The following is a 24,162-nucleotide window of genomic DNA, read 5'->3' as shown; positions in this document are numbered from 1 at the left end:
TATTCAAATATTGATTTTCAAGGAACCTTATTTTCATCTAACGCCTCTTTTAGAATCAAACTTTGGGGCTTTGCAATTTCACCCCAATTAACTTGTACATGTGATCGCATTGTATTTCCACGCAAGTCGCTATGCATGTCATAACTAGTGATATAACATAACACCCACAATTCTAAACTGTGTGAATCTGTATAATCTCTAGAATTCAAATAAAGTGGGAGGTAACTACAAGATCAATCTGCTCATCTTGTATCTTATCGATTAATACCCTACAATCACCCGAATAAGTATAATCAATATTATTAACTTGACTTTTTCCCTTTTACTACTTCTCCCACATTTTTAGAACAGAATGATTAAAAAAGCAGCATAATTGGACAAATGATGATATTGTTCGAAATATCTACTGTACAGTAGTACCTTCATTAGTCCCGTAAACAATTTAAAATTTCTTACTCATTTCTTGTTTTATTCTGATTCTATCGATGTAATATACACTAAAGTCTGACATAGGCTAATTTGACTATCAGTAGCCATACTCTTTAGCCTAATCGAAAAGTCTTTATTGTCTTGTATGAACCGTTTCAATGAGTAATATAATTCATTAGTCATTGGATAATGATAAGATCCTAATTTATCCATATAACTATTGAGATGTCTTACTATCTTTGGATTTAGTGTTATATTCCCTAGTAAATAGTTTGTCTTGTCTATATCTCTTAGTTGTAACGGTACATCTTCGTAGATATATGTAAGTTGTGAGCAGAGTTCTTGTTCCATAGATTCGAAGAACAGATTTTTCTTAAGAATCGCTGTTTCATGTTCATTAGGTAGAATACGTGCACCAAATGGGTTGATATATTTGAAGAAATCAAGTAAATCTTCTTTAGGAGTATATTTCTCAATAATTTCAGTAACTAATTTCCAAAACGACCTTTCCTCAACATAATGAAACTTCTTTTCAATCCATTCATGTAGGATGTCCTTTTTAAACAAGTGTGCACCCGATTGTTGCATTATGAATGATAATACATCTGGGACTATGTTGTAGAACCGAATAAATCTAACGGGATCACTTTTAACAAAATCAATGAAACTATTTTTTATGACTTCATCCCTATGAAATAAAATTTCTGACCAAAACATAGCTGAACTCTCAATCTTCAATCTTTGTAATCCATCAATTCTTTTCTCCAAGTACTCCCATAATTCCATTAAATCTGTTTTATCTAGCTCCGCTGTAGGAAGTGCATTCAGGTGATCTATAAAAGTGATATTTACACTTTCATACTGATCTCTAAAAGATTTAAATAAAGATTCCTTGTAGTACTCTAAACCTCCATTTACATGGAATTTAAACAGGTTATCCTGAATGAAATTCCAGAAGCATTCTACCGTTGCACCGTTTATTGTTCCAGATTTGGCATGTGCACACTGATTTCTTTTGTTTCTCCAATTTATAAATTCATCAATCACCTCATCATGATTAGCTAATTTGATAATTCTACGATCAGTTTCATAGGTGTTACTATCTTTATTAAATTTCGGTTTATTCATCATAATAATGTTGGCAACCGCTTCTTCCCAATTTCTATCACCAGATAAAGTTGTCCTGAAATTACTCCATTTCCGTTCCTCAACGTGTTCTGGTTTTATCGTGAAATTCAATACTCGCTGTCGAATGGTCTGCATTAAAGTGAGATAAGACATCAAAAATGCTGATCGAAACGCGCCAATTTTGTAGCACGATATCGCTTCTTTAAATAAATCTTGACTAATATATTCAAAAGCATTTGTTCTTTCGGCCCACAGTTCTACTTGTAGTTTCAAATTCTACTCCTCCTCTGTAATTCAGGAAATGAATAACCAAATAATAAAGGGCTGCTAACGCAGCCCCTAATTTAAATCATATTGTTATTCTTGTTGTCGATTCTGTAGACAGTAGAATAGCTCCTAATAGCAGTATATCCGTCTCATCCAGTCTAATACTTTATTTCCTCAGTCTAATACCTTATTTTCTTTTGACAATAAGAGTTTCCAGTTTTAATGTCCACTACTCCACCGTAACGCTCTTCGCCAAGTTCCTTGGCTTATCAACGTCATGGCCGAGCGCGAGCGAGGCGTAGTAGCTCAGGAGCTGCAGCGGCACGACCGACAGGGCCGGCGTCAGCAGAGGCAGCGTCCGCGGAATCGCGAACAGCTCATCTACGGATTTGCCCACTTCCTTCTGAGCGCCTTCGTTCACGATACCCAGAACGTGAGCGCCGCGTGCTTTAACCTCTTTGATGTTACTCAGCGTTTTCTCGTACAGCTCTTCTTGCGTCACGAGTGCGATGACTGGGATGCCATCCTCGATCAGCGCCAGCGTGCCGTGCTTCAGCTCGCCTGCTGCGTAAGCTTCGGAGTGAATGTACGAGATTTCTTTGAGCTTCAGCGAGCCTTCTTGTGCGACTGCATAGTCGACACCACGGCCGATGAAGAACAGGTTTTTATGCGAGGAGATCGACTCCGCTACTTGCTTCAGTACAGCCGATTGCTCCAGAATGCTTTCTACTTGCTCCGGCAAGTCATGCATCGCCGTGATGATTGCTTCAATCTCGCTCTCTGGCTTCGTACCCAGTGTTCCTGCCAGGTGCAGGCCGAACAGGTAGAACGCGATCAGCTGCGACGTGTATGCTTTTGTCGAAGCAACGGCGATTTCAGGACCCGCCCAAGTTACGATCACATCATCCGCTTCGCGGGCAACGGAGCTGCCGACTACGTTCGTAATCGCGAGTACGCGAGCGCCATTACGTTTTGCTTCGCGCAGCGCAGCAAGTGTATCGGCTGTTTCGCCCGATTGGCTCACAACGATAACGAGCGTTTCTGGCGTAATGATTGGCGAACGGTAACGATATTCGGAAGCGACATCCGTCTCAACCGGAATGCGAGCCAGCGATTCGATAACCGTCTTGCCGACCATACCGGCATGGGATGCGGTACCGCAAGCGACGATATGCACTTTGTTGATCGACTTGATGTAATCTGCTGTCATCGACAGCTCTTTCAAGTTAACGGATTTGCCGTCGTCCGCAATGCGGCCCAGCATTGTATCGCGGTAAGCTTTAGGCTGCTCATAAATTTCCTTCAGCATAAAATGATCAAATCCGGCTTTCTCCGCTGTGACGAGGTCCCAATCGACATGATATATTTCCTTGGAAATAAATTCGCCTTCGGTCGTCATCAATTCGACAGCATCACGTGTCAATACAGCCATTTCACCGTCGTTCAAAATATAGACGTTACGAGTATGCTCCAGAATGGCTGGAATGTCCGAGCCAATGAAGTTCTCGCCTTCCCCGATCCCGATAACGAGCGGGCTTGCAAAACGAACCGCAACCAGCTTCTCTGGTTCGAATTCAGTCAGAACGCCCAGCGCGTAAGCGCCGCGCATCCGTTTGACCGCACGTTGTACCGCTTCTACGATGTTGCCGTCATACTCATCCGCAACCAGATGGGAAATAACTTCCGTATCCGTCTCCGATACGAAATGATGGCCTTTCGCAATCAACTCATCCTTCAAGTCCAGGTAGTTCTCGACAATGCCATTGTGCACGACCGAGAATTTCGCCGAATTGTCGGTATGCGGGTGAGAGTTCACGTCGGACGGCTTGCCATGTGTCGCCCAGCGTGTGTGACCGATGCCTACTGAACCGGCCAGCGGCACCGTGCGGAGTTTATCCTCCAGATTAGCCAAACGGCCTTTCGACTTGGAAATTTCCAGACCGTTGCTCGTAAATACAGCAATGCCCGCAGAATCGTAACCACGGTACTCCAGCTTCTTAAGTCCTTCGATCAAAATATCCTGAGAGTCACGTTTACCAATATATCCAACAATACCACACATAATTATATAGACCTCCGTTATCGGTATGATTACCCGTACGGATGCCAGCTTATGCGCAGCACAAGCGCTATTCGGTTGTCATTATTATGCAAGTCTGCATCTGCAATGCGCAACCCTTCTGCCCATGCCCGCTTCGCAAGCGGCATCGTAGACATACGGGAGCTAATGTTGTCTTCCTCAAATAAAAACTATGGAGCAGCCTGCCGCAAGTTTGTGGAATCGGTCGCCCAATTCTTTTGCTTGTCGGCTTTCGGTTGGTCTGCAATAACCGGAAGGTCCCCGCCGAAATTTCGAACACCTTCACCTCGTCAGCTTCCCGTATGGACGTCCTCTCTCGAATCATCAACCGAATCCTCAAGAGCCGAACCGTCTCATCACGCAAGCTCTGGCGCTTATCTTACAAGTTGTAACCCCTGTCCTCGCTTTCCTGCTGGAATGATATGTTCTATCATATTCATTTTCGACTCATTTCGCAACCTATACTTTAGACTTAGTGTGGCAAAACAGGGCTGCAGTCCGTTTTGCGTAGTCTTCAAGCACTCCCCGGACCTGTAAAAAAGCCGCCCTGCACCCGGCAAGGCGGCGGCATCCTACACTCCATTATGCCCGTTAATATTTAACCGAGCTGCTGCTTCACAACGTCAACGATACGCGCAACATAGCCTTCGATCTGGTCCTTATCCGGACCCTCAGCCATAACGCGGATCAGCGACTCGGTACCGGATGGACGAACGAGTACGCGGCCGTTGTCGCCGAGCTCCGCTTCCACCGATTCCACAGCGGCTGCAATCGCCTCATTGCCTGCATAAAGGCTCTTATCCGCCACGCGAACGTTAATGAGCACCTGCGGATACTTGCTCATGAGCGTCTTCAGCTCACTCAGCTTGCGGCCCGACGCAACAAGTGTGTCCACGAGCTGCAAGGCAGTCAGAATGCCGTCGCCTGTCGTATTATGATCGAGGAAAATAACGTGGCCGGACTGCTCGCCGCCCAGGTTGAATCCGCCGCGGCGCATTTCTTCCATGACGTAACGGTCGCCTACGGCCGTTTGCGCCGTTTTCAGACCGATACGCTCTGTCGCTTTGAAGAAGCCGATGTTGGCCATAACCGTCGTTACAACGGTCTCGCCGTTCAGCTTGCCTGCCCGCTTCAGCGCATCGCCGCAAATCGCAAGAATGTAATCGCCGTCCACTTCCTCGCCCAGATCGTCAATCGCGATCAGACGGTCCGCATCGCCGTCGAAGGACAAGCCCAGATCGGCGCCATGCGCCAGCACTTGCTCACGCAAATATTCCGGATGCGTCGAACCAACGCCCGCATTAATATTGCGTCCGTCTGGCTCTGCGCCAACGGTAATAATCGTAGCGCCAAGCTCCTCGAAAACTTTCGGCGCAAGCTCGTAAGCAGAGCCGTTTGCGCAGTCGAGCACGATTTTCAGCCCGGCAAATTCGCCCTTAATCGTCGTCTTCAGGTAGCTCAAATAACGGTATTTCGCATCCTCATCAGTGAATACCGAGCCAATATCGCCGCCCACTGGACGCGGCAGTTCATCGGTCTCTGCGTCGATCAGCTGCTCAATTGCAAGCTCCGTTTCATCCGACAGCTTAAAGCCGTCGCCGCCAAAAAATTTAATGCCGTTATCCTGCACCGGATTATGCGAAGCGGAAATCATAACACCTGCGTCCGCCTTCAATTCGCGTGTAATGTAAGCCACTGCCGGAGTCGACACTACGCCCAGTCTTACGACGCTCGCACCAATCGACAACAAGCCTGCGATAAGAGCAGATTCCAGCATCGGACCCGAAATCCGTGTATCCAGCCCGATTACAACCTTAGGCTTATCCGCCTTTCCAGTAAGCACATAACCGCCGCAGCGGCCGATTTTATAAGCTAATTCAGGTGTAAGCTCGGAGTTTGCCACTCCGCGCACACCGTCAGTTCCAAAATATTTCCCCATAATTGTCGTTCTCCTTCTGTTCGAATGTAAGCAAGTATATTGTCATCTATCGTAATGGATGAACATGCCGCGCGTCAAAGCAAGTGTTCGAAAGCGTACAATTACACGCCATTATTGGCCGGGCTGTTGCTGCTTCCGTTGCCATTGCCTGGCCCTCCGTGGCCGTCATCCTCCGGCGTATTCGAATTCCCTCCGCCGCCTGAATTCCCTGAATTGGCAGTCTCTTCAGGCGGTGGAGTGCCTTGTCCGTCCGGCGTTTCCGTCGGCGGTCCAGTCGGGGTACCCGGCTCTCCCGTCGGGTCCGTTCCCGTACTTACCGATTTATCTTTAATTTCTATCGTTACCGTGAGTGCCCCGCCGGCAAGCTGAACAAAGCGAGGCAGGACTGCCTTCAGCTCCACAGAATGCGTACCCGGCGCTAATCCGCTCAGATCAGCGCTCAGCCGGATATCATCCGTCTTCAGCGCGTCGAGCACATTAGGCGCTCCCAGCACATCAAAGGCAAATGCGCCCTCCGACTCAGCCGTTACAGTCGCTTCAAGTCCATCAGCCAATCCTTCCAGCTGAATATTGCGACTCAAGGTTCTTGTCTCCGAATCAACGATCGTTACCTCGACGTTGATCTCGTTCGGCTCTACCATTTTTACACCGTCGGTTGCGGTGACTTTCGCCTTATAGGTTCCTGTGCCCTTGATCTTCGACAGATCCAGCGTTACCCCTTTGTAGAACTGCAGGGAATCAAGCAGCTTCTGGTCGCCGTAGACGGCTACTTTATCCATCTCAGGCTTAACCGCCGAAACGCTAAGTCCGTCAGGCAGCGAGCCGGTGTAGCTGAGCTGCAGCGGCAGCATCTTGAACGGCGGCGTTATCGGCACCGTGACCGCAACCGTAGAAGGATTAATAACGGCATGTTCCATCGGATGACCTTCCGTATCATAGACGACGATCTTCGACTTCTTCTCCTCGACCGTCTTCTCCGCACCCTCAACGCTGACGCTCGTGCTGACAGCTCCGACAAGCGCCATCTCTTCCTTCGGAAGCGTGACCTTGACCTGACCGCCGCCCGTCGTCACAAAGTTAGGCGTACCCGTTATATAACCATTCGCAGGCGTGCCTTCGATTTTCACACCAAGATCAAAGGCCTTCGTCTGAATCTCGACTAGCTCAACCGTCACCGTCGTCGGCGACATCTCGACAAGCTCGATGCCCTTCGGCAATTTATAGGTCAGCGGCAGCACATGCTCGCCTTCCTTGATGCCGCTTAAATCGACATTAAGTACGATGTTCTCATCTTTCAAGCCGAGCAGATTGGCCCGGCGTCCTTCGACAACGACGCGGACAACCGTCGGCTCCAGTTTCACTAGGGCATAATGCTCCTCATCCAGTCCAACCGGAATAACAGACTGCGCCTCATAGGCCTTCGTATCCAGATTGGACGTCACCGTAGCAGGCGTCTTCTCCGGATCGAAATGGACGACTGCCCACAGCAGCAGCGCAATAATGACCGACAGCACCTTCAGCGCCGTCGGATGGCTCAGCCACTTATCCATCGCTGCGACCCCCTTTCCGCTTCAGGAAGGAGGAGAAGACCGACTGCTCCTTGCCCGTCTCTTTCGGCGTCAGTTCCTCGTACAGCTTGGAGATCAGCGATTCTTCCTTAATATCGCGCACGATCATACCATTTAATGCCAGGGAGACTTGTCCGGTTTCCTCCGACACGATAACCGCAACAGCGTCGCTTACCTCGCTCACCCCGATTGCTGCCCGGTGGCGCGTGCCAAGCTCCTTGCTGATGAACGGATTCTCCGACAGCGGCAAATAACAGCCGGCCGCCATAATCTGATTGCCTCGTATTATAACAGCTCCATCATGAAGAGGTGTGTTTGGTGTGAAAATATTAATCAACAGCTCCGACGTAATCCGTGATTCCATTTGAATGCCGGATTCAATCAGCTCATTGACGCCCGTCATCCGCTCGAACACGATCAGTGCGCCAACCTTACGGCTCGCCATCGTCTGCACGGCCCGCATTACGCCCTCGATCTGATCGCTGACGACATCCTTCTCCAGCGAGGACGTACGGGCAAACAGCTTGCCCCGTCCCAGCTGCTCCAGCACGCGCCGCAGCTCCGGCTGAAAAATAATAAGCACAGAGACGACACCGAACGTAAACATCTGATTCATCAGCCATTTCAGCGTGTATAGATTCAGCCAAGTGCTGATTGCCCAAGTCGCGACGAGGACGAATATCCCTTTCAGCAGCTGTACGGCTCTCGTTCCCCGTACGAGCAAAATCATTTTATAAATAATATAGCTGACAATACCTACATCGATAACGTCTTTAACCCAATCATTCCAGTTCAAATCAGTAAAGTAGCTCAATATAAAACCCCCAAACAACCGACAGCTACTATTTTTTTTATTATATAGGCTATATCAGTTTCGCCTTGTATGCTGTCTTCTAAAATCAATGCGAAACCTAACAACCTTATTATTTTCTAGAATTGGGCTTGGAAATCCTTTTTTCGCAAGAAAAAAATAACTGCCTCCTTCAAGGGAGGCAGTTGACATTAAGAAGCCAATCCGCTGAACGATTGTGTTACTTTGAACCAGAACCAATCCAGCGCTTGGTCGATCGTCCGCTGTTGACCGGTAATGTAGCCTGTCGAAGCCAGGTTAAGCGAGCCGTCGATGACGGTTACGTTGCCTTCCACTTCGCCTCTTACATCGGCCTCTCCATTCTCAACGATCAAATTGCCTTTCACATGAACACCTTCAGGTATAGTCACTTTCTTGCCTTCAATTACGACCTGCTGAAGCACTTCGCCTTCGCCCGATATGACCAGCTTGGAATCCTGCTGCCACATCGAGATGAAGCTGCCGAGCATCACCACTACGAATAGGGCTGCTACAGCGAGACCCGGATATTTATACAGGTAGCGCAAGGCTCCGCGTCGATTCTGCCGCGGCGCCTTCTCTTGCGGCAGCTGTGACATGATTCGTTCCGTCAGCTTCGCAGAAGCGGTACCATCATAGGCAGGAATCGCCGGCGTGTGCTCCAGCGCGTTATACAATAACGCCTCGGTTCGCTCCAGCTGTTCAAAGCGGGCCATACACGAAGGACATGAGCGTAAATGTGCCTGTAGTTGCTGCGCTTCCTCGCGCGGCAGATCGCCGTCTAAATAATCATGCATGCCAACGATGGCGACATTGCATTCCATAGCAGCCAGTCCTTTCTTTCGTTTGCTCGCGCATAAGCTCTCCACATAAGTACGATACGTTGCGTCGAACAGGATGTTTCACTTTTTTATAAAGATTACTATTACAGCTTATGCTCTAATTTTTTCCGCAGAAAATCCCTGCCGCGGTGAACCCGCGTTTTGATCGTCGTAACCGGCATATCCAGCACATCGCTAATCTCCTGCAGAGACAGCTCCTGAATATAGCGCAGCATCATGACCGTCTTGTACTTCGGCGCTAGTGAATCGATGGCCTCATGAATAATCCGCTGCGTCTCAGAGAGCAGCATTTCCGACTCTGGCGTCCTGTTGTCGCTTGGAATCATCGAGTAGCCGTCCAGCCCCTCGTGATCATTAGACTCTGCATCCAGCGAGTACGTCGGCTTGCGCTTCCGCAGCCGGTCGATACACAAGTTTGTTGCAATTCGGTAGATCCAGGTTGAGAATTTCAATGATTCATCATAGCGTTCTAAATTTTTGTGGACGCGCAGAAACGTTTCCTGTACGACGTCCTCCGCCTCCTGGCGGTTATTCAGCATGCGATAAGCCATATGGAACAATTTATCTTGATACAGCTCCACAAGCTCAGCAAACGCCCGCTGATCGCCCTTTAACGCTAATCGGGCGAGACGAGCTTCCAGTAGATTCACTATTACTCCTCCAAACCTTCCGTTTGAACGGATTGCTGCCGCATCACCCGGATGGTGGCGACAATATCGTCACATTGACGATTGTATAGACTTCCAGAGCTTAGCTTGTCCAAGCAAGCGTTATCTGTGTTCCAGCCCTGCGGCTCCATTCAGCAGCAGACCGTCCGGCTGCCGCTTTCACAAACCTATAAAACATAATTCGACATCTATTTGAGATCGTAATACGCTAGCAAAATCGTAATCCACATAAACCGAAAAAGCAATACTATTACATGAAAAGTACCGGAATTAATTATATAGTTTTTGCCCCGCGATGGCAAAGGAATCAGTAACGGAATCCGCTATATCCGGCAGCAACGGAAAAAGACCGGCTCCGGGGCAATTTCCCCGGGTACCGGCCGCTTTTAGCGTATGATTTTCAGCATATTCACTACTCAACTGCTTATAAAATGCTGTTCCCCATAATGGTCTTGAGGACATCCTTAATTGTGCTGGTCGGGATCGCGAAGCCGATACCTTGTGCCTCCGAATTGACGGCTGTGTTAATGCCGATCACTTCGCCTTTGGCATTCAGCAGCGGTCCGCCGGAATTGCCGGGATTAATGGATGCGTCCGTCTGCAGCAAATGCTCGTACACATGGTTGCCGGTTTCGTCGGCTATCGTGATAGGACGTTCCTTAGCGCTCAATACGCCAACCGTCATCGTATGATCGAAGCCGTACGGGTTGCCGATTGCAATAACCCAGTCGCCGATGGCGCTTTCGTCGGAATTGCCGATTGGCAAGGTCGTCAGATCGCCTGCGCCCTCGATTTTCAGCACCGCCAGGTCATGATTTTTATCAGCGCCAACAACGGTCGCAATAAACGGCTCGTCATGCCCTTCCACAGTAACCTTCACTTGATCCGCGTCTGATACGACGTGCTCATTCGTAAGAATATAGCCCGCTTTGTCGAAAATAAAGCCTGTCCCCGATCCAGTCAGCTGAAGATTGGATGTATTGCTCCCTTGCGATTGCCCTTGCCCCTGCTGTCCTTGCTGCCCCTGATTCCCTTGCGGGTTCAGGCCTTGTCCTTCGTCTTGTCCGAAGATGCCGCCGCCAAACGGCCAGCCCCCATCACCTCTGCCTGAAGGCTGCTTCGGCGCTGCATAGTTTTCTATTTTCACAACGGCCGGAGATGCCTTAGCGTAAATGCTGGAGATCGTCTGATCCACCGAAGCAGACGCCGTTTTCACTCCTGCACCTGAATTGCCCTTATCAGCCACATTCGTGACGGATGCGGTCTCGGTACCGCCAGTAAACAAGTTGTTGCGGTCCGCTGTATACATGAACCCGCCAATGACGACAGCTCCTACCAGAAAGGCAGCCAGCATCGCCGTTGGCGAGCCCTTCCGTTTACGCTTGCCGCCATGCTTAGAACCATGATCTCCGTCACCAGGCTCCTCCGGTAAATATCCGCTGGCTTGGAGCAGCTCCAATTGTCTCTCGTAATTCGACTTCATGTCCATTGCCGTTTGGTTAGGACCATATGTGTAAGTGGCTGCCTCTTTGACTTGATCACCTGATTGCGTTGTTTCCTTGTCGTTGAATGAATTCATAGATGATGCCCTCCTTCGATTCATACGGCTTGATCTCGCCGCTTCGTCGTTGTCGTTTGCTTTGATGTCTTCATAATGAAGGCTGCACCTTAAAGCAAACTTAAGAGGACTATAAAAATAAATAAAACCTTGGACAAGCGGCTACTGTGCTGCGTAGGCACGCGCTTGATCAACCAGCTTCTGCGGTTCATCCACCTTTAAATAGATGATGCGAGTCTGCTTAGGCAGAAACAAAAATCCTTCAACCCGCTTCTCCCGGTGCAATTCGAGCTTCACATTAGGCGTGCCTAACATCGGCCCGGCAGAACGTTTGAGCTCCGCTTTGTCCAGCTCATACCCTGTCTTAGACCAGTCGATAGAAGAAATATCGCTCCACTGCAAATCGCCTTGCAAACGCATGCCGTAACGCAGCCTAATGCCCTTCCCGTCCATTCGAATCGGCTGAAGCACAGCCGCGCGCGTATCAGCCCACAGCAGCATAAGCAGCCAGATTTCAGAGAACGTCACAATCCATGCTGCTAGAGGCGACCACATGGCCAGCAGCAAATGAACGACGACGGACTCCATGATGATGATTTTCGTCGCGAACGCAGCCATGAGCACTTGATTCGTTTCTTTATGATAAGTGAAGGAATAGCTGTCTTCCTCTGTCTGCAGAAGCATCCGCTTGCGTGCGCCCCAAGAGAAGAGCAAGTAGTAAATCATGCTTGCATCATGTACGAGAACCGAGGCTAGCTTCCCGCTCCCCAATACCTCCTGTACCGCAACCCGAATAGCCTCTCCTGTATTAGCTTCCGTCCGCCTGATCTGCCTGAACCTCTTCACGACGCGAACAATTAATCGCACTTCATAAAATATGATCGCAGCCTCTGCTGTTAGGACGAGCAGCTCGATCGGCCAAATCGTTTGCCACACGGCGCCTTTCATCGACGAAGGCAGTATGAACCATGCTGCTAGTCCTCCTAGCACAGGAAGCGGCAACACCGCCTTCAGCTTACGTCCAGTCCTTCGGATAACAAGCAGCCAGTAAAGAAGCGGAATGACGAGCATGAAGTCAAACAGAATCGCATAAGCAAGGAACGGTTCCTCCTTCATCGTGAGCACAACCGCGCTGTCGACGCTTAAAATAAGCAGTGCAGCTCCAATGAACCAATACGTAGAACGGGACAGCTTCGAGGGTGAGACCATAGCTAAAACCTCCCTAAACCGATAATGAGCAGTTTATTTGCTTTGTTACCAGTATATAATGGCGAAGAACTGTAAAACCGTTCCTTTTATGGATTTTCAACGACAGATTTCCTGCATGCACAAAAAAACCGAGCAGGGCTTTCGCCTCGCTCGGTTTCTTCTGTATATTAGCCTATTAGCCCGTATTTCTCAGGCCGGCTGCAATTCCGTTGATCGTGAGAAGCACCTCGCGGAGCAGCTCAGGTGCATCTTCATCCTGCTCGCGAATCGCGCGAAGCTCGGACAGCAGCTGTACTTGCATATAGCTGAGCGGATCGACGTACGGGTTGCGGAGACGAATCGACTCCTGGATAACCGGTACATTGTCCAGAATCTCTTCTTGACCTGTAATTTGCAGAATCAAATCGGAAGTGAGCTTATACTCTTCTTCGATTTGCGTGAAGATCCGGTCGCGAATCTCTTGATCGGAGATCATGTCTGCATATTCTTTGGCGATCAGCAAATCTGCTTTGGCCAGCGCCATTTGCAAATTGTCGATCAGGGAGCGGAAGAACGGGAATTGCTCATACATCGTCTTGAGCGTATCCATCTTCTTCTCGTCATCGCCTGCATAGCTTTGCAGCGCTGTACCCGCCGCGTACCAAGCCGGCAGCAAGTAGCGGCTTTGCGTCCATGCAAATACCCAAGGGATTGCACGGAGATCTTCGAAGCGGTCGCTGTTTTTCCGTTTCGACGGACGGGAGCCGATGTTCAGCTCGCCCACTTCCGGAAGCGGCGTCGACTCTTTGAAGAACGTCATAAAGCCCGGATCGCGGAAAATCAAATCCTGATATTTCGTAAGCGCCGTCTCCGAGATGGAGCGCGCAATGTCATTCCATTCCGCTACAATTTCTTGCTCTTGCTGCTGCGGATATTTCGCCAGGCGTGCAGCTGTAATAAGCGCCCATGTCGCTTGCTCCAAGCTGCGGTAAGCGATGCCCTGCATCGAATAACGCGAGGACAGCACTTCGCCTTGCTCGGTGATTTTGATGCCGCCGCCAATGGTGTGCGGAGGCTGTGCCAGAATGCTGCGGTTAAGCGGCATGCCGCCGCGACCGAGTGCTCCGCCGCGTCCATGGAAGAACTTCAGCTTCACGCCATGCTCGCCCGCTGCCGCTGTAATTTCGTTCAGCGCAACGCGAAGCTCCCAGTTCGCCGTTACTACTCCGCCGTCTTTGTTGGAGTCGGAGTAGCCCAGCATAATTTCATGCAGATTGCCGCGTGCCTCTACCGCTTGACGATAGATTGGCAGCTCGAACAACTGCTTCATGATGCCAGGAGCGGCATGAAGATCGTCGATGGTCTCGAACAGTGGAACCGACTGCAGCGTGCAGCGAACCGTACCGTCGACATCTTTGACGAACAAGCCGACTTCCTTCGCGAATACCATAACTTCCAGCATGTCGCTTGCGCCCTGTGTCATACTGATCAGGTAGCTTGAGATACAGTCTACGCCGAACTCTTGCTGCGCACGATAGACAGTATGATACACATCGAGACATTCGCGTGTGGATTCTGTATAGTCCAAATGGCTGGATGTCAGCGGACGCGGATCATTGAGCAGCTTATGAAGCAGCTCGATTTTCTCATCCTCGGACAATTGGCCATAGTTCGAAACAATGTTCATTTTCGCCAAAATTTCGCTCATCGCATTCTCATGCTCTTGGCTGTGCTGGCGGATGTCCAGCTGCAGCAGATGGAAGCCGAACAGCTCGACCTGGCGCACCAGCTTGCCAATTTGCGTGTCTGCAACATGGTCTGCAAAATGGTGACGCAGGCTGCGGTCGATAATGCGCAGGTCCGCCAGCAGCTCGTCAGCATTGTTGTAGCGCATCGGCGAGCCTTTCAGCGCCTCGTCGCGGGCGTTAGCCAGCTTCTCCAGCATAAAGCCCAGCTTGATGCGGTAAGGCTCCTTCGCATTGCGCCACAATTCGACGCATTTCACATCGATTAATTGACGATCTTGCTTGATCGATTCAATAAGCTCTTCCGACACTTCGACGATATTCGTGCTGAAGCTGAGCTGATCAACCAGTTCATTGATCTTTTCCTCATATTTCTGCAAAGCCAATTGGCGGTTAAGCGTCAGCGTTTCCCAAGTGATCTTGGCCGTTACGGACGGGTTGCCGTCGCGGTCTCCGCCGATCCAGGAGCCAAAACGCAGGTAGCTTGGCACATGCCAATTCTCGCCCGGATAGTATTTCTCCAAGCAGCGCTCCAGCTCTTCGTAGACGGCAGGCAGCGCTTCGAAGAGCGTCTCGTCGAAGTAGTACAGGCCGTTGCGTACTTCATCAATAACGGTAGGCTTGCGGTCCCGAAGCTCGTCAGTCTGCCACAAAATGAGCACTTCATTCAGCAGCTTGTCCCGAAGCTTCTCGCGTTCGCGGTAAGTCAGAGTCGGGTTGTCAAGCTCCATCACGTCTTCGGCTATCCGTTTGTGGATATCAAGGACGGCCCGGCGTGTTGCTTCCGTCGGGTGGGCGGTCATAACCAGTTCGAGCGAAATGCCGCTCAAAATTTGCTGAACATCTTCAACCGCGATTCCGCGCTCTTTCAAGTCTTGGACAGCGCTTTCGATGGAGCCGCGCTGCACGCCTTCGCCTGCCGAACGCTCGTAATCACGCTTGCGGCGGATACGGTGGTTCTGTTCAGCAATATTTACCAGTTGGAAATAAATAGCGAATGCACGAATGACTTGATGACGAATTTCCGGATTAAGGGAAGCGATCTTCGATTTGAATTCCCCAAACAGCTCAGGAACGAACTCTGCACGAAGCGATTTGCTCGTCTCGCGAATTTGTTCGACGATATCCAGCAGCTCGCGTCCACCTTGATGCACGAGCACTTCTCCGAGTATATTGCCTAGGAAACGGACATCCCTGCGCAGCAGGTTATTCGCCTGCGGCCGGTTGGCCGATAACGTTGATGTAGCTTGTTCCGACATACTTTTCCTCCTGTGGGCGTCGTCTTAGACGCGATTTCAACTCATTTCATCATACTACAAAATGTTGCAGGGTTGAAGCCCTGTCGACAAGCAAAAATAAGCCTCCGAGCGATATCGAAGTCCCTTTCTGGCAGGCAAATACCATTTTATGCTCCATTTAGAATAAGGATATCGATCCGAAATGAAGGAATTGAATCGTGATGAACAGCCTGAAAACTGAGCCAGAACAACTGTTATCACTGAAAAACTTGTTATGGTGCTTACCGCTCAAGAACGAATCATGAGTCCCGGCAAATGGTTCTACCTGCTTGCCTTCATTGCAATTATTGGAACTTAATGGATTGGCTATCTAATGCAAAAAAACTGCTCCTGTATGATGTATATCGCTATGGCGATACTCTTCAGCTGCAGTTATTAGCTGTCCGTGACACTAACTCGGCCGAATTCTGTTGAGTAATCTCGCTTACATGCAAACATTTAACCAAAATATCTGGCATTGAATCACAAATGTGATTAGTGCGCTAAGCATGCTGTTGCTCATATGCTAATAATCCCCTGGCAGAATGAGTTAAGACCCTGATAAGGTCTTATCGGTGCAGAGAATGCCAGCTACATATGAATTAAGACCCCCGCAGGGTCTTATCTCTCATTTGAGGCAAGAAAACCCTCAGAAAGTTGGCTGATTATTAATGAATAAGACCTTGGCGAGGTCTTATCGGCAGAGAAAGTGCCAACTGCTTGTGAGTTAAGTCCCTCGCAAGGTCTTACCAGTACGGCCCTCATGCTCTTCCCCTCGGCTCAATGAACGAAGCCATGAAGAAAGCGTATGACACGCTGCCTTTATGGCTTCATTTTTTCATTTTCCCATTATTAGTGGAGCATATGGACGCCGAATGTGAAGAAAATAGGTGGGTACTACATCTCACTTACTTGGAGGCTGAACACATGTACCAGAACTCAAGCTTGTCGAGCCAAATTAACCAATGCGAGCAAATCGCCCAACAAATGATCCAGCAAACGCAGCAAGCTTCCCAAATGTATCAGCAATTGCTGCAGCAAGAGCAGCAAAATGCAAGAACGCTTGAAGACATCGCTCAAAAAGAGCAGCGCGCTGCACAAATCATCCAAACAGCGCTGCAAAACCATCAGCAAGCGGTGCAACAATTGCAGCAGGTTACTCAAATTTGCCGTCAATTGGAGCAAACTGCTGCTGCTCAGCAGCAATTTTCGATGAACAGCTTCCAGCCGCAGCATCAACAGCAACAACAAGGGCATTATGACCATCACAATCTTCGGGGCTTCCAATAGAAGCAACCCCAGCTTGAGTGTTTCAGCAAGTACTTTCATAAATAATCATTCATATCAGGAGGGATTATCCAATGAAAAAGACAGTTGGTTTTATGCTGGCTACATGTCTGACCCTGACGATATCGGCTTCGGCTTATGCCAATCAAAGCTCCATGAGCAGCAATAGCACCGTCTCGCCGATAACACCATACTCCAATTACCAGAACAATTCCGGCACTTATGGTACCTATACCAACGGAACGTATAACGGTACTGGACGCGGTTTCTCAACCGGGAACGGTCTAGGCACTTATGAATATGGCACAGGTGCAGGCATGAATGCCAACAATTATAGAGGCTATTCTTACAATAACCATAATGCCGGTTATTATGACACAACGGTTAACGGCAACCGCTATAGAGCTACAGCAGCTGCTACGACCGCAACTAACAGAGGCTCTGGCTGGGGATGGCTCGGCTTGCTGGGTCTGTTCGGCTTAGCAGGCATGCGCAGCCGCAACCGCGAAAGAACGTAACAAAACTAATGCAGCAGCCGCTCCTAGGAGCGGCTGCTTATTCGATGAATTGAGTTAGAATTGCCCATCACGCATGGGAGAACATTCAGTAGTCGTTCTAAAGTAATCGAATCATCATAGTTCCATTTGGCATGCATTCGATAGACAAAATTCCTTTGTACAGGTAATAGCCCCTGCCAATGTGCACTTTGTGATAGCAGCTTCTCTGCAACCAGCGAGACCTGATCCTCGCCCACCAATAAAAACAGCCGGTCTCCGGCGTACGTCTGCAGCATATCAGCAGCTACATGCCGAAAATCAATCCCGTGTTCAATTAATTCCTTAATCTTCTTAGAAGGCTTAAATGCAAGCGGATGATAGATTGTAGAGGTTAGACCATTCGACCCCATCACGTACAGCTCCCCATCAACGATTACAAGGACCGCAGCCGTTTCACTATCCCCAATAGCCGGCCGCAATTGGCTTCACATTGCCTTGAGCTTCGCCTTATAGACCCTTATCCACTGTTCAGCACAGGGACTCTTTCCGACAACAGCAGCCATTAGTCTTAGCTGTTCGAAGTTCGAAGCCGCTCTATCAACGACCATGGTTGGGGCGATACGGGACATAGGAACTTCCGCCATATTGACCGTGCTGCAGCAGAAAATGAAGTCCGGCTCTAACGCTTTTATTTTTTCAAAATCCTCCCTTGGCCCAATATCATGAACATGCTGGAGCTCATTCTGATACACAACCTGTTTGCCGATTACGGTCATATCCGCACCTATCGGCCTAACTCCAAGCGCCATCAGATGTCCTAATGGAAAACCGACAACGACAATTTTGGAGCGCTGCGGCTGAAGCGGAAGTTCAATCCCCAAGCCCCTGTCATCCGATATATTCAGCTTGCTTGGATGAGTTCGCGCATATTGTTTGGGAGAAATACCCATAGCTTGCCGGAACCTGCGGTTGAAATAATATTCATCCCTGAATCCGATATGATGCGCAATGTCTCGAAGCGGTCGATTGGACAGAAGCAGGAGTTCCTTAGCACGCTTCAATCGCTGCTCTGTTAAGTAATCCAAAGGCTTATGGCCGGTAAGCTGTTGGAACAAAGCACTGTATTCCGAGCGCCGAACGCCTGCCTGCCTTGCCAGCAGCTCTACCGTTATATTTTCATCATAATGCTCTTCCATATAAGCAACCGACCGCTCTACAGCCCGCTTGGCTTCCGTATCGCTTGGCGAGGCTTCATTCGGAGCTTCAAGCAATAATAACAGAAGTTCTTGTAGTCGTATCTGCTGCTTAAATAACTCCAGCGTACCTGTATTAGGGCGCTCGTCAACAAGCTGTTCAAACAAATCGACCACTTTCATAAACAGAGCCGGAGCCAGCATCTGCTCATAGGGAAAGCATTCCTGCATATGCAATAGCGGCTTGCTCCACCCTTGGCTGTAAATATCAAAAGTAACCCAATAGCCGAAAAAGCCGCTGTCCCTGAACTGCTCCAGCATAAGTTGACTCTCAGGCTGTATAATCACGGCTGTGCCGGATCTAGCCTGCATAGCCTTGCCATTAAGGAGAAGATGGCCGCAGCCTTTCGCACATACAACTATCCTGTGATGCCCTTCCAGTACGCTAGAAGCTATTGGATGCCTGCTACGGCTATCCCATATACCCGCTTTAACGATGGAAAATCGGACATGAAGAAGCGATGGCGTTTTCTGCTCGTCCTGTTCCAATACAAGTCCTCCTTACATGAGAACGATTATCAATTATGAGCTAATTGTATAAAATAAAAAGAAGCTTAGCAACATCAAGTTGCAAGCCTCTTCTCTTCTAATCCAGGACTCCACCGACTCTTTTATTTCAAAATTTTCGGCAGCTCATCCAACAGTCTGTCCTTCGTAACCGGATCATCAAAATTCCATTTCGTCTCAATGTAATAGACTCGTTTATTAGCTACCGCTTCAATGGATTGGAACACTTTCTCCTGGGTAAAAGAAGTGGCCTCCGACCTCGCCGCCTCGTCATCATCCGTGAGAATAAACAGATAATCTCCGGAGTATTCAGGCAAAACCTCACTTGATATATCCGTGAATCTTTCATTCTTATCAATCAATTCCTTCTGAATTCTGGGCGTAGGCACATAACCAAGCGTATCGTATAAAATATTGGCGAAGCCGCTATCCCCCATCACGTAAAATTGTTTGCCTAAACGAATGAACACAGCAGCCGTTTCGCCTTCTTTTACATCCAGCTGCTTTTTAACGTCCTCTGCTTTTACTTTAAAGTCATTAATCCATTTCTCGGCTTCCTGTCTCTTGCCTAATAGCTCTCCGATTGTAAGCAAGCGCTCAAAGGTCTTCAGCCTGTCATACGTGACGGTTGGTCCCACCTTATTAAGCGCCTCATAGTCCTTAGTATCGTAGTAGGTACCGCCGCTATCCATAAGAATAAGGTCTGGTTCAAGCGCAAGTATCTTCTCAAGATTTGCAGAGGCTTCACCAATATCCTCAATGCCTGCCAGCAAGTCTGAATACGCAACTTGATCAGCAATGACCTCGAGGTCAGCACCGATAGGTTTAATTCCGAGTGCCAGTACATCTCCTAGATCACTGCCTGTATATACAACCTTTGCAGGATGAGTTGGAATCTCTACCGTGTGGCCTTTAGAATCCACAACAGACCTTGTCGCTGCTTCTACGGGGCTCGGGCTTGAACTTGACTCTGTAGTTGCTGCGTTCCCCGTACTTACATTATCATTGGCCTTCGCGCCGCAAGCCGCTAGCATAGCGGCGGTCAAAGCTATTGCTGCTATCGTGACGACAATTTTTCGTACTGTATACATCTGACTTTAGTCCCCCAATAAAATGATATAATATAAGATAATGATAATCATTCTCTAATAATGCATCATAATCAAGATCGCTCGTTGAAACAATGGAGAAACGTTGTAATTTTTTTGGGACAAAAGTAAATGCTGAGCTTGCGGCTCTTCATAACAGAACGAAAAAAAAGTATCTGACCGTCGAACTAACGACGGTTAGATACCTTTTTTATTATCATCACTTCACTTTAGCCGTAAGTATAGCGAAAACGCCGTATTTTTGAGGATTATCATTTGTAGCACGGAACCAGACTTCCCCTTTGCCTGCCATTACCCCATCTTTCGTAGCCGACAAACCATTGACCTTCTGGTCCTTCAGCACTTTCTCAACATCAGCTGTAATGATGGTATCGTACTCTTCGAGGAATTGAGCCTTGTCCTCGATTGTACGTGATTCTTTGCCGTCATGAACCATAAGCGGATAAAGAATAAGATCAGCCAGCTTTTCCTTATGGTGAATCATGGCCGAGATACGAACATCTCGAAACATTTTGCCAAATGCGATAGGGTCGCTTACTCCAGCGGCTTCAAACGGATTGCCCAAAACTGGATCTTCGCCTGTATTTACGTTATCGATATCCGTAAAAGTAGGAATTCCGCCTTCATTACTGTTACTGCTGCTTTTAGCACAGCCTGCACTTAACGCTAGACATACAACCAGCGCGCAAGCTAACGCTGTACGCTTCCATGTAAATTTCATTTTTAAAGTATCCTTTCCAGCTTATCATTTTCATGAAATAGTTTCCGCCGCTTAATTGAGCTTGTACAAAGGCTAACGGACATCTTTATATTCTAGCAAGCGTCATCTAGATTGACAACTGAATAGTGGTATTTGCCAACACTGGACAGGTATTTACAAGGCAGAGAAACCTGTATCGTTCCCTCATCATTGCCCAAAAAAGCTTCATCAACTATAAACGCTCACGTTTGAGAAAAAGTTGCTTCTCCCCAGCGGATCATGTTCTTAATCCATTGATTTTTTTTCCAGAATAGGTTATTTTATATACAGCTTAGCGATAAGCAAGTTCCTGACACGAAGGGAGATGTTTTGAATGGCAGCTACTTATATGGTGGTTTGGTCTTAAAACCGAATAGCAGGCATATGTGAAAAAAGCGGGAATCACCCGCATTATTTGGTATGCCGTCCAAAGTAACCTTTCGTGAATATTGCTGTTTGCAGATACGATGAAGGTCGTATCTTTTTTGCGTCTTAATGCCGCGCGACAGCAGCTTCTTTAGAGGCTGCTTGTCCGCGGCATTTTTGCGTCCAAAAAACAACATTAAAGGAGCTATCAAAAAAAACATGATGGATTTGAAAACCTATGGCTACACAGAAATAGAAGTAATTCCGGACGGATTATTGCCTGGCAGGGTGACTGAGCTTCGACGCGAGCGTTTCACGGTAATGACCGAGCAAGGTAAAGTAACGGCAGTGCTCAAAGGAGCGTTCTATCACAATGCGGAAACGCGTGTAGACTTTCCGTGCGTCGGTGATTTTGTATTGCTGCACTACAACGATAGCGGAGATTCTCTCATCGTTACGGTACTTCCCCGTCGTTCCCAGTTCTCACGCGCGAATTATTCAGGGCATGCCGCAGGCTATGTCAAAACTGTGCGGGAGCAGGTTGTTGCCACCAACTTTGACTATGTGTTTATCCTTTCTTCTCTGAATTGGGATTTCAATGTTACCCGTATTATGCGGTACCTGACACAAGCCAGTCAGAGCGGCGGCCAGCCCGTCGTCATTCTGACCAAAGCTGATCTCGTTGAAGATTATAAGCTTCCGCTCGCTGAAGTCACACAAAGCATCCCTGATGTGCCGGTTCACGCGATCAGCAGTCATACAGGTCTTGGGCTGAACGAACTCGCTCTCTATTTGATGCCTGGTAAAACAGTCGTCTTTCTCGGCATGTCCGGTGTCGGTAAATCATCTCTGCTAAATGCGCTGATAAAACAGGACGTAATGAAGGTTCAGACGATCCGTGAGGCCGACAGCCGGGGACGGCATACGACAACGCATCGTCAGCTGTTCATGCTCCCCTCCGGTACGATGGTCATCGATACGCCGGGTATGCGCGAGCTTGGGCTGTTTAATGCCGACGAAGGCATACGCGCTAGCTTTAACGATGTGGAGCAATGGTTCCCCCAATGCCGATTTACACATTGCCGCCACCAGACCGAGCCGGGCTGTGCCGTTCTCGCCGCACTTGCCGACGGTTCACTGTCGCGTGAACGGTTGGAGCATTATATTGCTCAGCAGCATGAGAACAAGTTTATTCAGGATAAAGCGAGCTACCTCATCGACAAGAATGCTCGAAACAAAACGATTACGATATGGAGCAAGCAAACGAAGAAAAACAGGGGATGGAAAAAATGAATTTAAAACTCGAAACGCTTATTAATACCTTAAGCCAACGGTTCAAGAAGAATATTATCTCAGCCGACTATCAAGCCTTGCCGCTGCAGGGAGGAACTGTGGGAGATGTATGTCTGGTATCGGGGAGCGCCGAAGCTGCGGATGGTGAAAAATTGCCTTATCGTATCGTGTTAAAAGTCCAGAATAAATGGGAGCGCTACGGCGATCCGGGCTCATGGCGCCGGGAATATGATCTCTATGCGTCTGACCTGGGAGCGACGTTCTCAGATGCCCTCCGCTGGCCGGCATGTTATCACGCCGAGATGAATACTGAAGAAACTAAATTTCAGCTCTGGCTGGAATATATCGATGGCGTAACCGGCTTAGACTTAACCAGCGACATGTATGAACAAGCCGCGCTGGAGTTAGGACGCTATCAAGGCAAGCTGTATGCAGAGCAGCCCGCTGTGCTGCATAGCCTAACCAACCTTAGCCATGCAGATCTCATGAAGAATACGTATTTGCATTACCGGTCATGGCCGGTCGTCTACGACTATATACGCTCGGAGGAGTGTGAATTCCCGCAGCACGTACGGCAAATGCTCATCGACATCGATGAGCACGCAGACGAGATACTTGCCCGCATCGAAAAATTGCCACTCGTGCTATGCCATCGGGACTTCTGGGTGACAAACCTGATCTATGCCGACGGGAAAATCGCACTCATCGACTGGGATACTTCCGGATGGGGCTACCTGGGCGAGGATCTCGCAAGCCTCATTGCAGATGAAGCAGATATCGATCACATGGTCGAATACTACCAGCGATGTATCCCTGCATATTACAAAGGCTTTTCGGAGTATACCGATGCAGCCTCTATCGCCGATAATTGCGTCTATGAGCTGATCCTTCTCGGATTCGGTTACAGGCTTGTGGAGTGGTATCTCCACACTGAGGATGATAATGAGAAAATAAAGTGGGTTCATACGCTTCAACAAATTTACAAAATGAAGACCAGCCCTCTGCAGGATTGACTTAAAAAGAACTCCGAGAGCCCTTGCAGCGGGTTTTCGGAGTTTCCTAAAAAAATCTGCCCCATAGTCTGCCCCAAAACTAGAGGGTTGACTCAAGGCATGTCGAAAAACAAAAACAAAAAAAGCCTTGCTGCGCAAGGCTTTCGGGATTTAATTAGATGGAGCGGGTGATGGGAATCGAACCCACGCTATTAGCTTGGAAGGCTAAAGTTCTACCATTGAACTACACCCGCATATAACTGGTCGGGATGACACGATTTGAACATGCGACCCCCTGGTCCCAAACCAGGTGCTCTACCAAGCTGAGCTACATCCCGACAATTGCAATTAAGTAAGTAAAAGTGGCGCGGCCTAAGAGATTCGAACTCCTGACCTTTTGATTCGTAGTCAAACGCTCTATCCAGCTGAGCTAAGGCCGCAAAATAAGTTATGGAGCGGAAGACGGGAATCGAACCCGCGACCCTCGCCTTGGCAAGGCGATGCTCTACCGCTGAGCCACTTCCGCATGTTATGTTTGTCGTTTCTGCGATTATTATCGCGGCGACAAGTAATAATATATCACCTTTACGAAAGGAATGCA

20 protein-coding genes and 4 tRNA genes are annotated in these 24,162 nt (G+C 48.6%); 4 read left to right on the top strand and 20 right to left on the bottom strand.

The window, feature by feature from the left end; translation table 11 throughout:
- Window positions 1–468: 468 nt before the first annotated feature.
- The 12 genes from ACFVVF_RS11900 to ppc form a co-directional block, all read right to left on the bottom strand.
- Window positions 469–1,830 carry a hypothetical protein gene (locus ACFVVF_RS11900; RefSeq protein ID WP_387809183.1) on the bottom strand — a complete coding sequence of 454 codons (1,362 nt, stop codon included), beginning with the start codon at window positions 1,828–1,830 and terminating at the stop codon, window positions 469–471.
- Between the two features lie 223 nt (window positions 1,831–2,053).
- A complete protein-coding gene (glmS, locus tag ACFVVF_RS11895) occupies window positions 2,054–3,886 on the bottom strand; it encodes a glutamine--fructose-6-phosphate transaminase (isomerizing) (protein WP_387809180.1) in 1,833 nt (610 codons plus the stop codon).
- Window positions 3,887–3,915: 29 nt separating this feature from the next.
- Window positions 3,916–4,041, bottom strand: a complete 126-nt coding sequence (locus tag ACFVVF_RS11890; protein ID WP_387809177.1) for a hypothetical protein — start codon at window positions 4,039–4,041, stop codon at window positions 3,916–3,918.
- A 461-nt stretch (window positions 4,042–4,502) separates the two neighbouring features.
- Window positions 4,503–5,843, bottom strand: coding sequence for a phosphoglucosamine mutase (glmM, locus tag ACFVVF_RS11885; RefSeq protein WP_387809174.1), 1,341 nt, complete (start codon window positions 5,841–5,843; stop codon window positions 4,503–4,505).
- A 101-nt stretch (window positions 5,844–5,944) separates the two neighbouring features.
- The gene (locus ACFVVF_RS11880; RefSeq protein WP_387809171.1) at window positions 5,945–7,393 is read right to left on the bottom strand and encodes a CdaR family protein; all 1,449 of its coding nucleotides are present in this window, start codon (window positions 7,391–7,393) and stop codon (window positions 5,945–5,947) included.
- Window positions 7,386–8,225, bottom strand: coding sequence for a diadenylate cyclase CdaA (gene cdaA / locus ACFVVF_RS11875; RefSeq protein ID WP_387809168.1), 840 nt, complete (start codon window positions 8,223–8,225; stop codon window positions 7,386–7,388). Before cdaA ends, ACFVVF_RS11880 begins: the two co-directional genes overlap by 8 nt.
- 188 nt (window positions 8,226–8,413) lie before the next feature.
- Window positions 8,414–9,109: a zf-HC2 domain-containing protein gene (locus ACFVVF_RS11870; RefSeq protein WP_387809165.1), complete on the bottom strand. Its 696-nt coding sequence runs from the start codon at window positions 9,107–9,109 to the stop codon at window positions 8,414–8,416.
- Window positions 9,110–9,165: 56 nt separating this feature from the next.
- A complete protein-coding gene (gene sigW, locus ACFVVF_RS11865) occupies window positions 9,166–9,732 on the bottom strand; it encodes an RNA polymerase sigma factor SigW (protein ID WP_188888006.1) in 567 nt (188 codons plus the stop codon).
- Between the two features lie 2 nt (window positions 9,733–9,734).
- The gene (locus ACFVVF_RS11860) at window positions 9,735–9,881 is read right to left on the bottom strand and encodes a hypothetical protein (protein WP_387809162.1); all 147 of its coding nucleotides are present in this window, start codon (window positions 9,879–9,881) and stop codon (window positions 9,735–9,737) included.
- A gap of 293 nt (window positions 9,882–10,174) precedes the next feature.
- Window positions 10,175–11,329 carry a S1C family serine protease gene (locus tag ACFVVF_RS11855; protein WP_387809159.1) on the bottom strand — a complete coding sequence of 385 codons (1,155 nt, stop codon included), beginning with the start codon at window positions 11,327–11,329 and terminating at the stop codon, window positions 10,175–10,177.
- Between the two features lie 141 nt (window positions 11,330–11,470).
- Window positions 11,471–12,517, bottom strand: coding sequence for a hypothetical protein (locus tag ACFVVF_RS11850; RefSeq protein WP_387809156.1), 1,047 nt, complete (start codon window positions 12,515–12,517; stop codon window positions 11,471–11,473).
- A gap of 175 nt (window positions 12,518–12,692) precedes the next feature.
- Entirely contained in the window at window positions 12,693–15,500 is a 2,808-nt protein-coding gene (gene ppc / locus ACFVVF_RS11845) for a phosphoenolpyruvate carboxylase (RefSeq protein WP_387809154.1), read from the bottom strand.
- Window positions 15,501–16,445: 945 nt separating this feature from the next.
- Between ppc and ACFVVF_RS11840 the strand changes: the two genes are divergently transcribed.
- Together ACFVVF_RS11840 and ACFVVF_RS11835 are read left to right on the top strand one after the other, a co-directional pair.
- Complete coding sequence (locus tag ACFVVF_RS11840; protein ID WP_387809151.1) at window positions 16,446–16,808, top strand: hypothetical protein; 363 nt, start codon at window positions 16,446–16,448, stop codon at window positions 16,806–16,808.
- Between the two features lie 71 nt (window positions 16,809–16,879).
- The gene (locus tag ACFVVF_RS11835; RefSeq protein WP_387809148.1) at window positions 16,880–17,323 is read left to right on the top strand and encodes a WGxxGxxG family protein; all 444 of its coding nucleotides are present in this window, start codon (window positions 16,880–16,882) and stop codon (window positions 17,321–17,323) included.
- A 23-nt stretch (window positions 17,324–17,346) separates the two neighbouring features.
- On the opposite strand, the gene ACFVVF_RS11830 is transcribed toward ACFVVF_RS11835, so the two are convergent.
- The 4 genes from ACFVVF_RS11830 to ACFVVF_RS11815 form a co-directional block, all read right to left on the bottom strand.
- On the bottom strand, window positions 17,347–17,781 hold the full coding sequence (locus ACFVVF_RS11830) for a hypothetical protein (RefSeq protein WP_387809144.1): 435 nt from the start codon (window positions 17,779–17,781) through the stop codon (window positions 17,347–17,349).
- Between the two features lie 6 nt (window positions 17,782–17,787).
- On the bottom strand, window positions 17,788–18,867 hold the full coding sequence (locus ACFVVF_RS11825) for a helix-turn-helix domain-containing protein (protein ID WP_387809141.1): 1,080 nt from the start codon (window positions 18,865–18,867) through the stop codon (window positions 17,788–17,790).
- 299 nt (window positions 18,868–19,166) lie between these two features.
- Window positions 19,167–20,153 (bottom strand): ABC transporter substrate-binding protein, encoded by a 987-nt coding sequence (locus ACFVVF_RS11820; RefSeq protein WP_387809138.1) that lies wholly within the window; start codon window positions 20,151–20,153, stop codon window positions 19,167–19,169.
- Between the two features lie 217 nt (window positions 20,154–20,370).
- On the bottom strand, window positions 20,371–20,892 hold the full coding sequence (locus ACFVVF_RS11815; RefSeq protein ID WP_387809135.1) for a hypothetical protein: 522 nt from the start codon (window positions 20,890–20,892) through the stop codon (window positions 20,371–20,373).
- 603 nt (window positions 20,893–21,495) lie between these two features.
- Here ACFVVF_RS11815 and rsgA point away from each other — a divergent pair.
- On the top strand, window positions 21,496–22,569 hold the full coding sequence (rsgA, locus tag ACFVVF_RS11810) for a ribosome small subunit-dependent GTPase A (protein ID WP_387809132.1): 1,074 nt from the start codon (window positions 21,496–21,498) through the stop codon (window positions 22,567–22,569).
- Window positions 22,566–23,582, top strand: a complete 1,017-nt coding sequence (locus ACFVVF_RS11805; RefSeq protein WP_387811408.1) for a phosphotransferase — start codon at window positions 22,566–22,568, stop codon at window positions 23,580–23,582. Before rsgA ends, ACFVVF_RS11805 begins: the two co-directional genes overlap by 4 nt.
- 159 nt (window positions 23,583–23,741) lie before the next feature.
- On the opposite strand, the gene ACFVVF_RS11800 is transcribed toward ACFVVF_RS11805, so the two are convergent.
- The 4 genes from ACFVVF_RS11800 to ACFVVF_RS11785 all read right to left on the bottom strand — a co-directional run bounded on the left by ACFVVF_RS11800 (window position 23,742) and on the right by ACFVVF_RS11785 (window position 24,087).
- Window positions 23,742–23,815 (bottom strand) — tRNA-Gly (locus tag ACFVVF_RS11800).
- A gap of 7 nt (window positions 23,816–23,822) precedes the next feature.
- Window positions 23,823–23,899: transfer RNA gene (locus tag ACFVVF_RS11795), tRNA-Pro, on the bottom strand.
- A gap of 25 nt (window positions 23,900–23,924) precedes the next feature.
- Window positions 23,925–24,001 (bottom strand) — tRNA-Arg (locus tag ACFVVF_RS11790).
- A gap of 11 nt (window positions 24,002–24,012) precedes the next feature.
- Window positions 24,013–24,087 (bottom strand) — tRNA-Gly (locus ACFVVF_RS11785).
- Window positions 24,088–24,162: the final 75 nt, after the last annotated feature.

The sequence above is a fragment of the Paenibacillus sp. NPDC058174 genome, assembly GCF_042883865.1.
GTDB lineage: Bacteria > Bacillota > Bacilli > Paenibacillales > Paenibacillaceae > Pristimantibacillus.
This window is presented reverse-complemented; position numbering and strand designations above follow the sequence as displayed.

Excerpts from the sequence above, each read along its gene's own strand:
- ACFVVF_RS11860 (WP_387809162.1), bottom strand. The coding sequence starts at position 9,881 with ATGGAGCCGCAGGGCTGGAACACAGATAACGCTTGCTTGGACAAGCTA.
- ACFVVF_RS11835 (WP_387809148.1), top strand. The coding sequence starts at position 16,880 with ATGAAAAAGACAGTTGGTTTTATGCTGGCTACATGTCTGACCCTGACG.
- ACFVVF_RS11840 (WP_387809151.1), top strand. The coding sequence starts at position 16,446 with ATGTACCAGAACTCAAGCTTGTCGAGCCAAATTAACCAATGCGAGCAA.
- glmM (WP_387809174.1), bottom strand. The coding sequence starts at position 5,843 with ATGGGGAAATATTTTGGAACTGACGGTGTGCGCGGAGTGGCAAACTCC.
- ppc (WP_387809154.1), bottom strand. The coding sequence starts at position 15,500 with ATGTCGGAACAAGCTACATCAACGTTATCGGCCAACCGGCCGCAGGCG.
- ACFVVF_RS11880 (WP_387809171.1), bottom strand. The coding sequence starts at position 7,393 with ATGGATAAGTGGCTGAGCCATCCGACGGCGCTGAAGGTGCTGTCGGTC.
- rsgA (WP_387809132.1), top strand. The coding sequence starts at position 21,496 with ATGATGGATTTGAAAACCTATGGCTACACAGAAATAGAAGTAATTCCG.
- ACFVVF_RS11805 (WP_387811408.1), top strand. The coding sequence starts at position 22,566 with ATGAATTTAAAACTCGAAACGCTTATTAATACCTTAAGCCAACGGTTC.
- ACFVVF_RS11890 (WP_387809177.1), bottom strand. The coding sequence starts at position 4,041 with ATGTCTACGATGCCGCTTGCGAAGCGGGCATGGGCAGAAGGGTTGCGC.
- ACFVVF_RS11825 (WP_387809141.1), bottom strand. The coding sequence starts at position 18,867 with ATGCAGGCTAGATCCGGCACAGCCGTGATTATACAGCCTGAGAGTCAA.
- ACFVVF_RS11820 (WP_387809138.1), bottom strand. The coding sequence starts at position 20,153 with ATGTATACAGTACGAAAAATTGTCGTCACGATAGCAGCAATAGCTTTG.
- ACFVVF_RS11850 (WP_387809156.1), bottom strand. The coding sequence starts at position 12,517 with ATGGTCTCACCCTCGAAGCTGTCCCGTTCTACGTATTGGTTCATTGGA.
- glmS (WP_387809180.1), bottom strand. The coding sequence starts at position 3,886 with ATGTGTGGTATTGTTGGATATATTGGTAAACGTGACTCTCAGGATATT.
- ACFVVF_RS11815 (WP_387809135.1), bottom strand. The coding sequence starts at position 20,892 with ATGAAATTTACATGGAAGCGTACAGCGTTAGCTTGCGCGCTGGTTGTA.
- ACFVVF_RS11855 (WP_387809159.1), bottom strand. The coding sequence starts at position 11,329 with ATGAATTCATTCAACGACAAGGAAACAACGCAATCAGGTGATCAAGTC.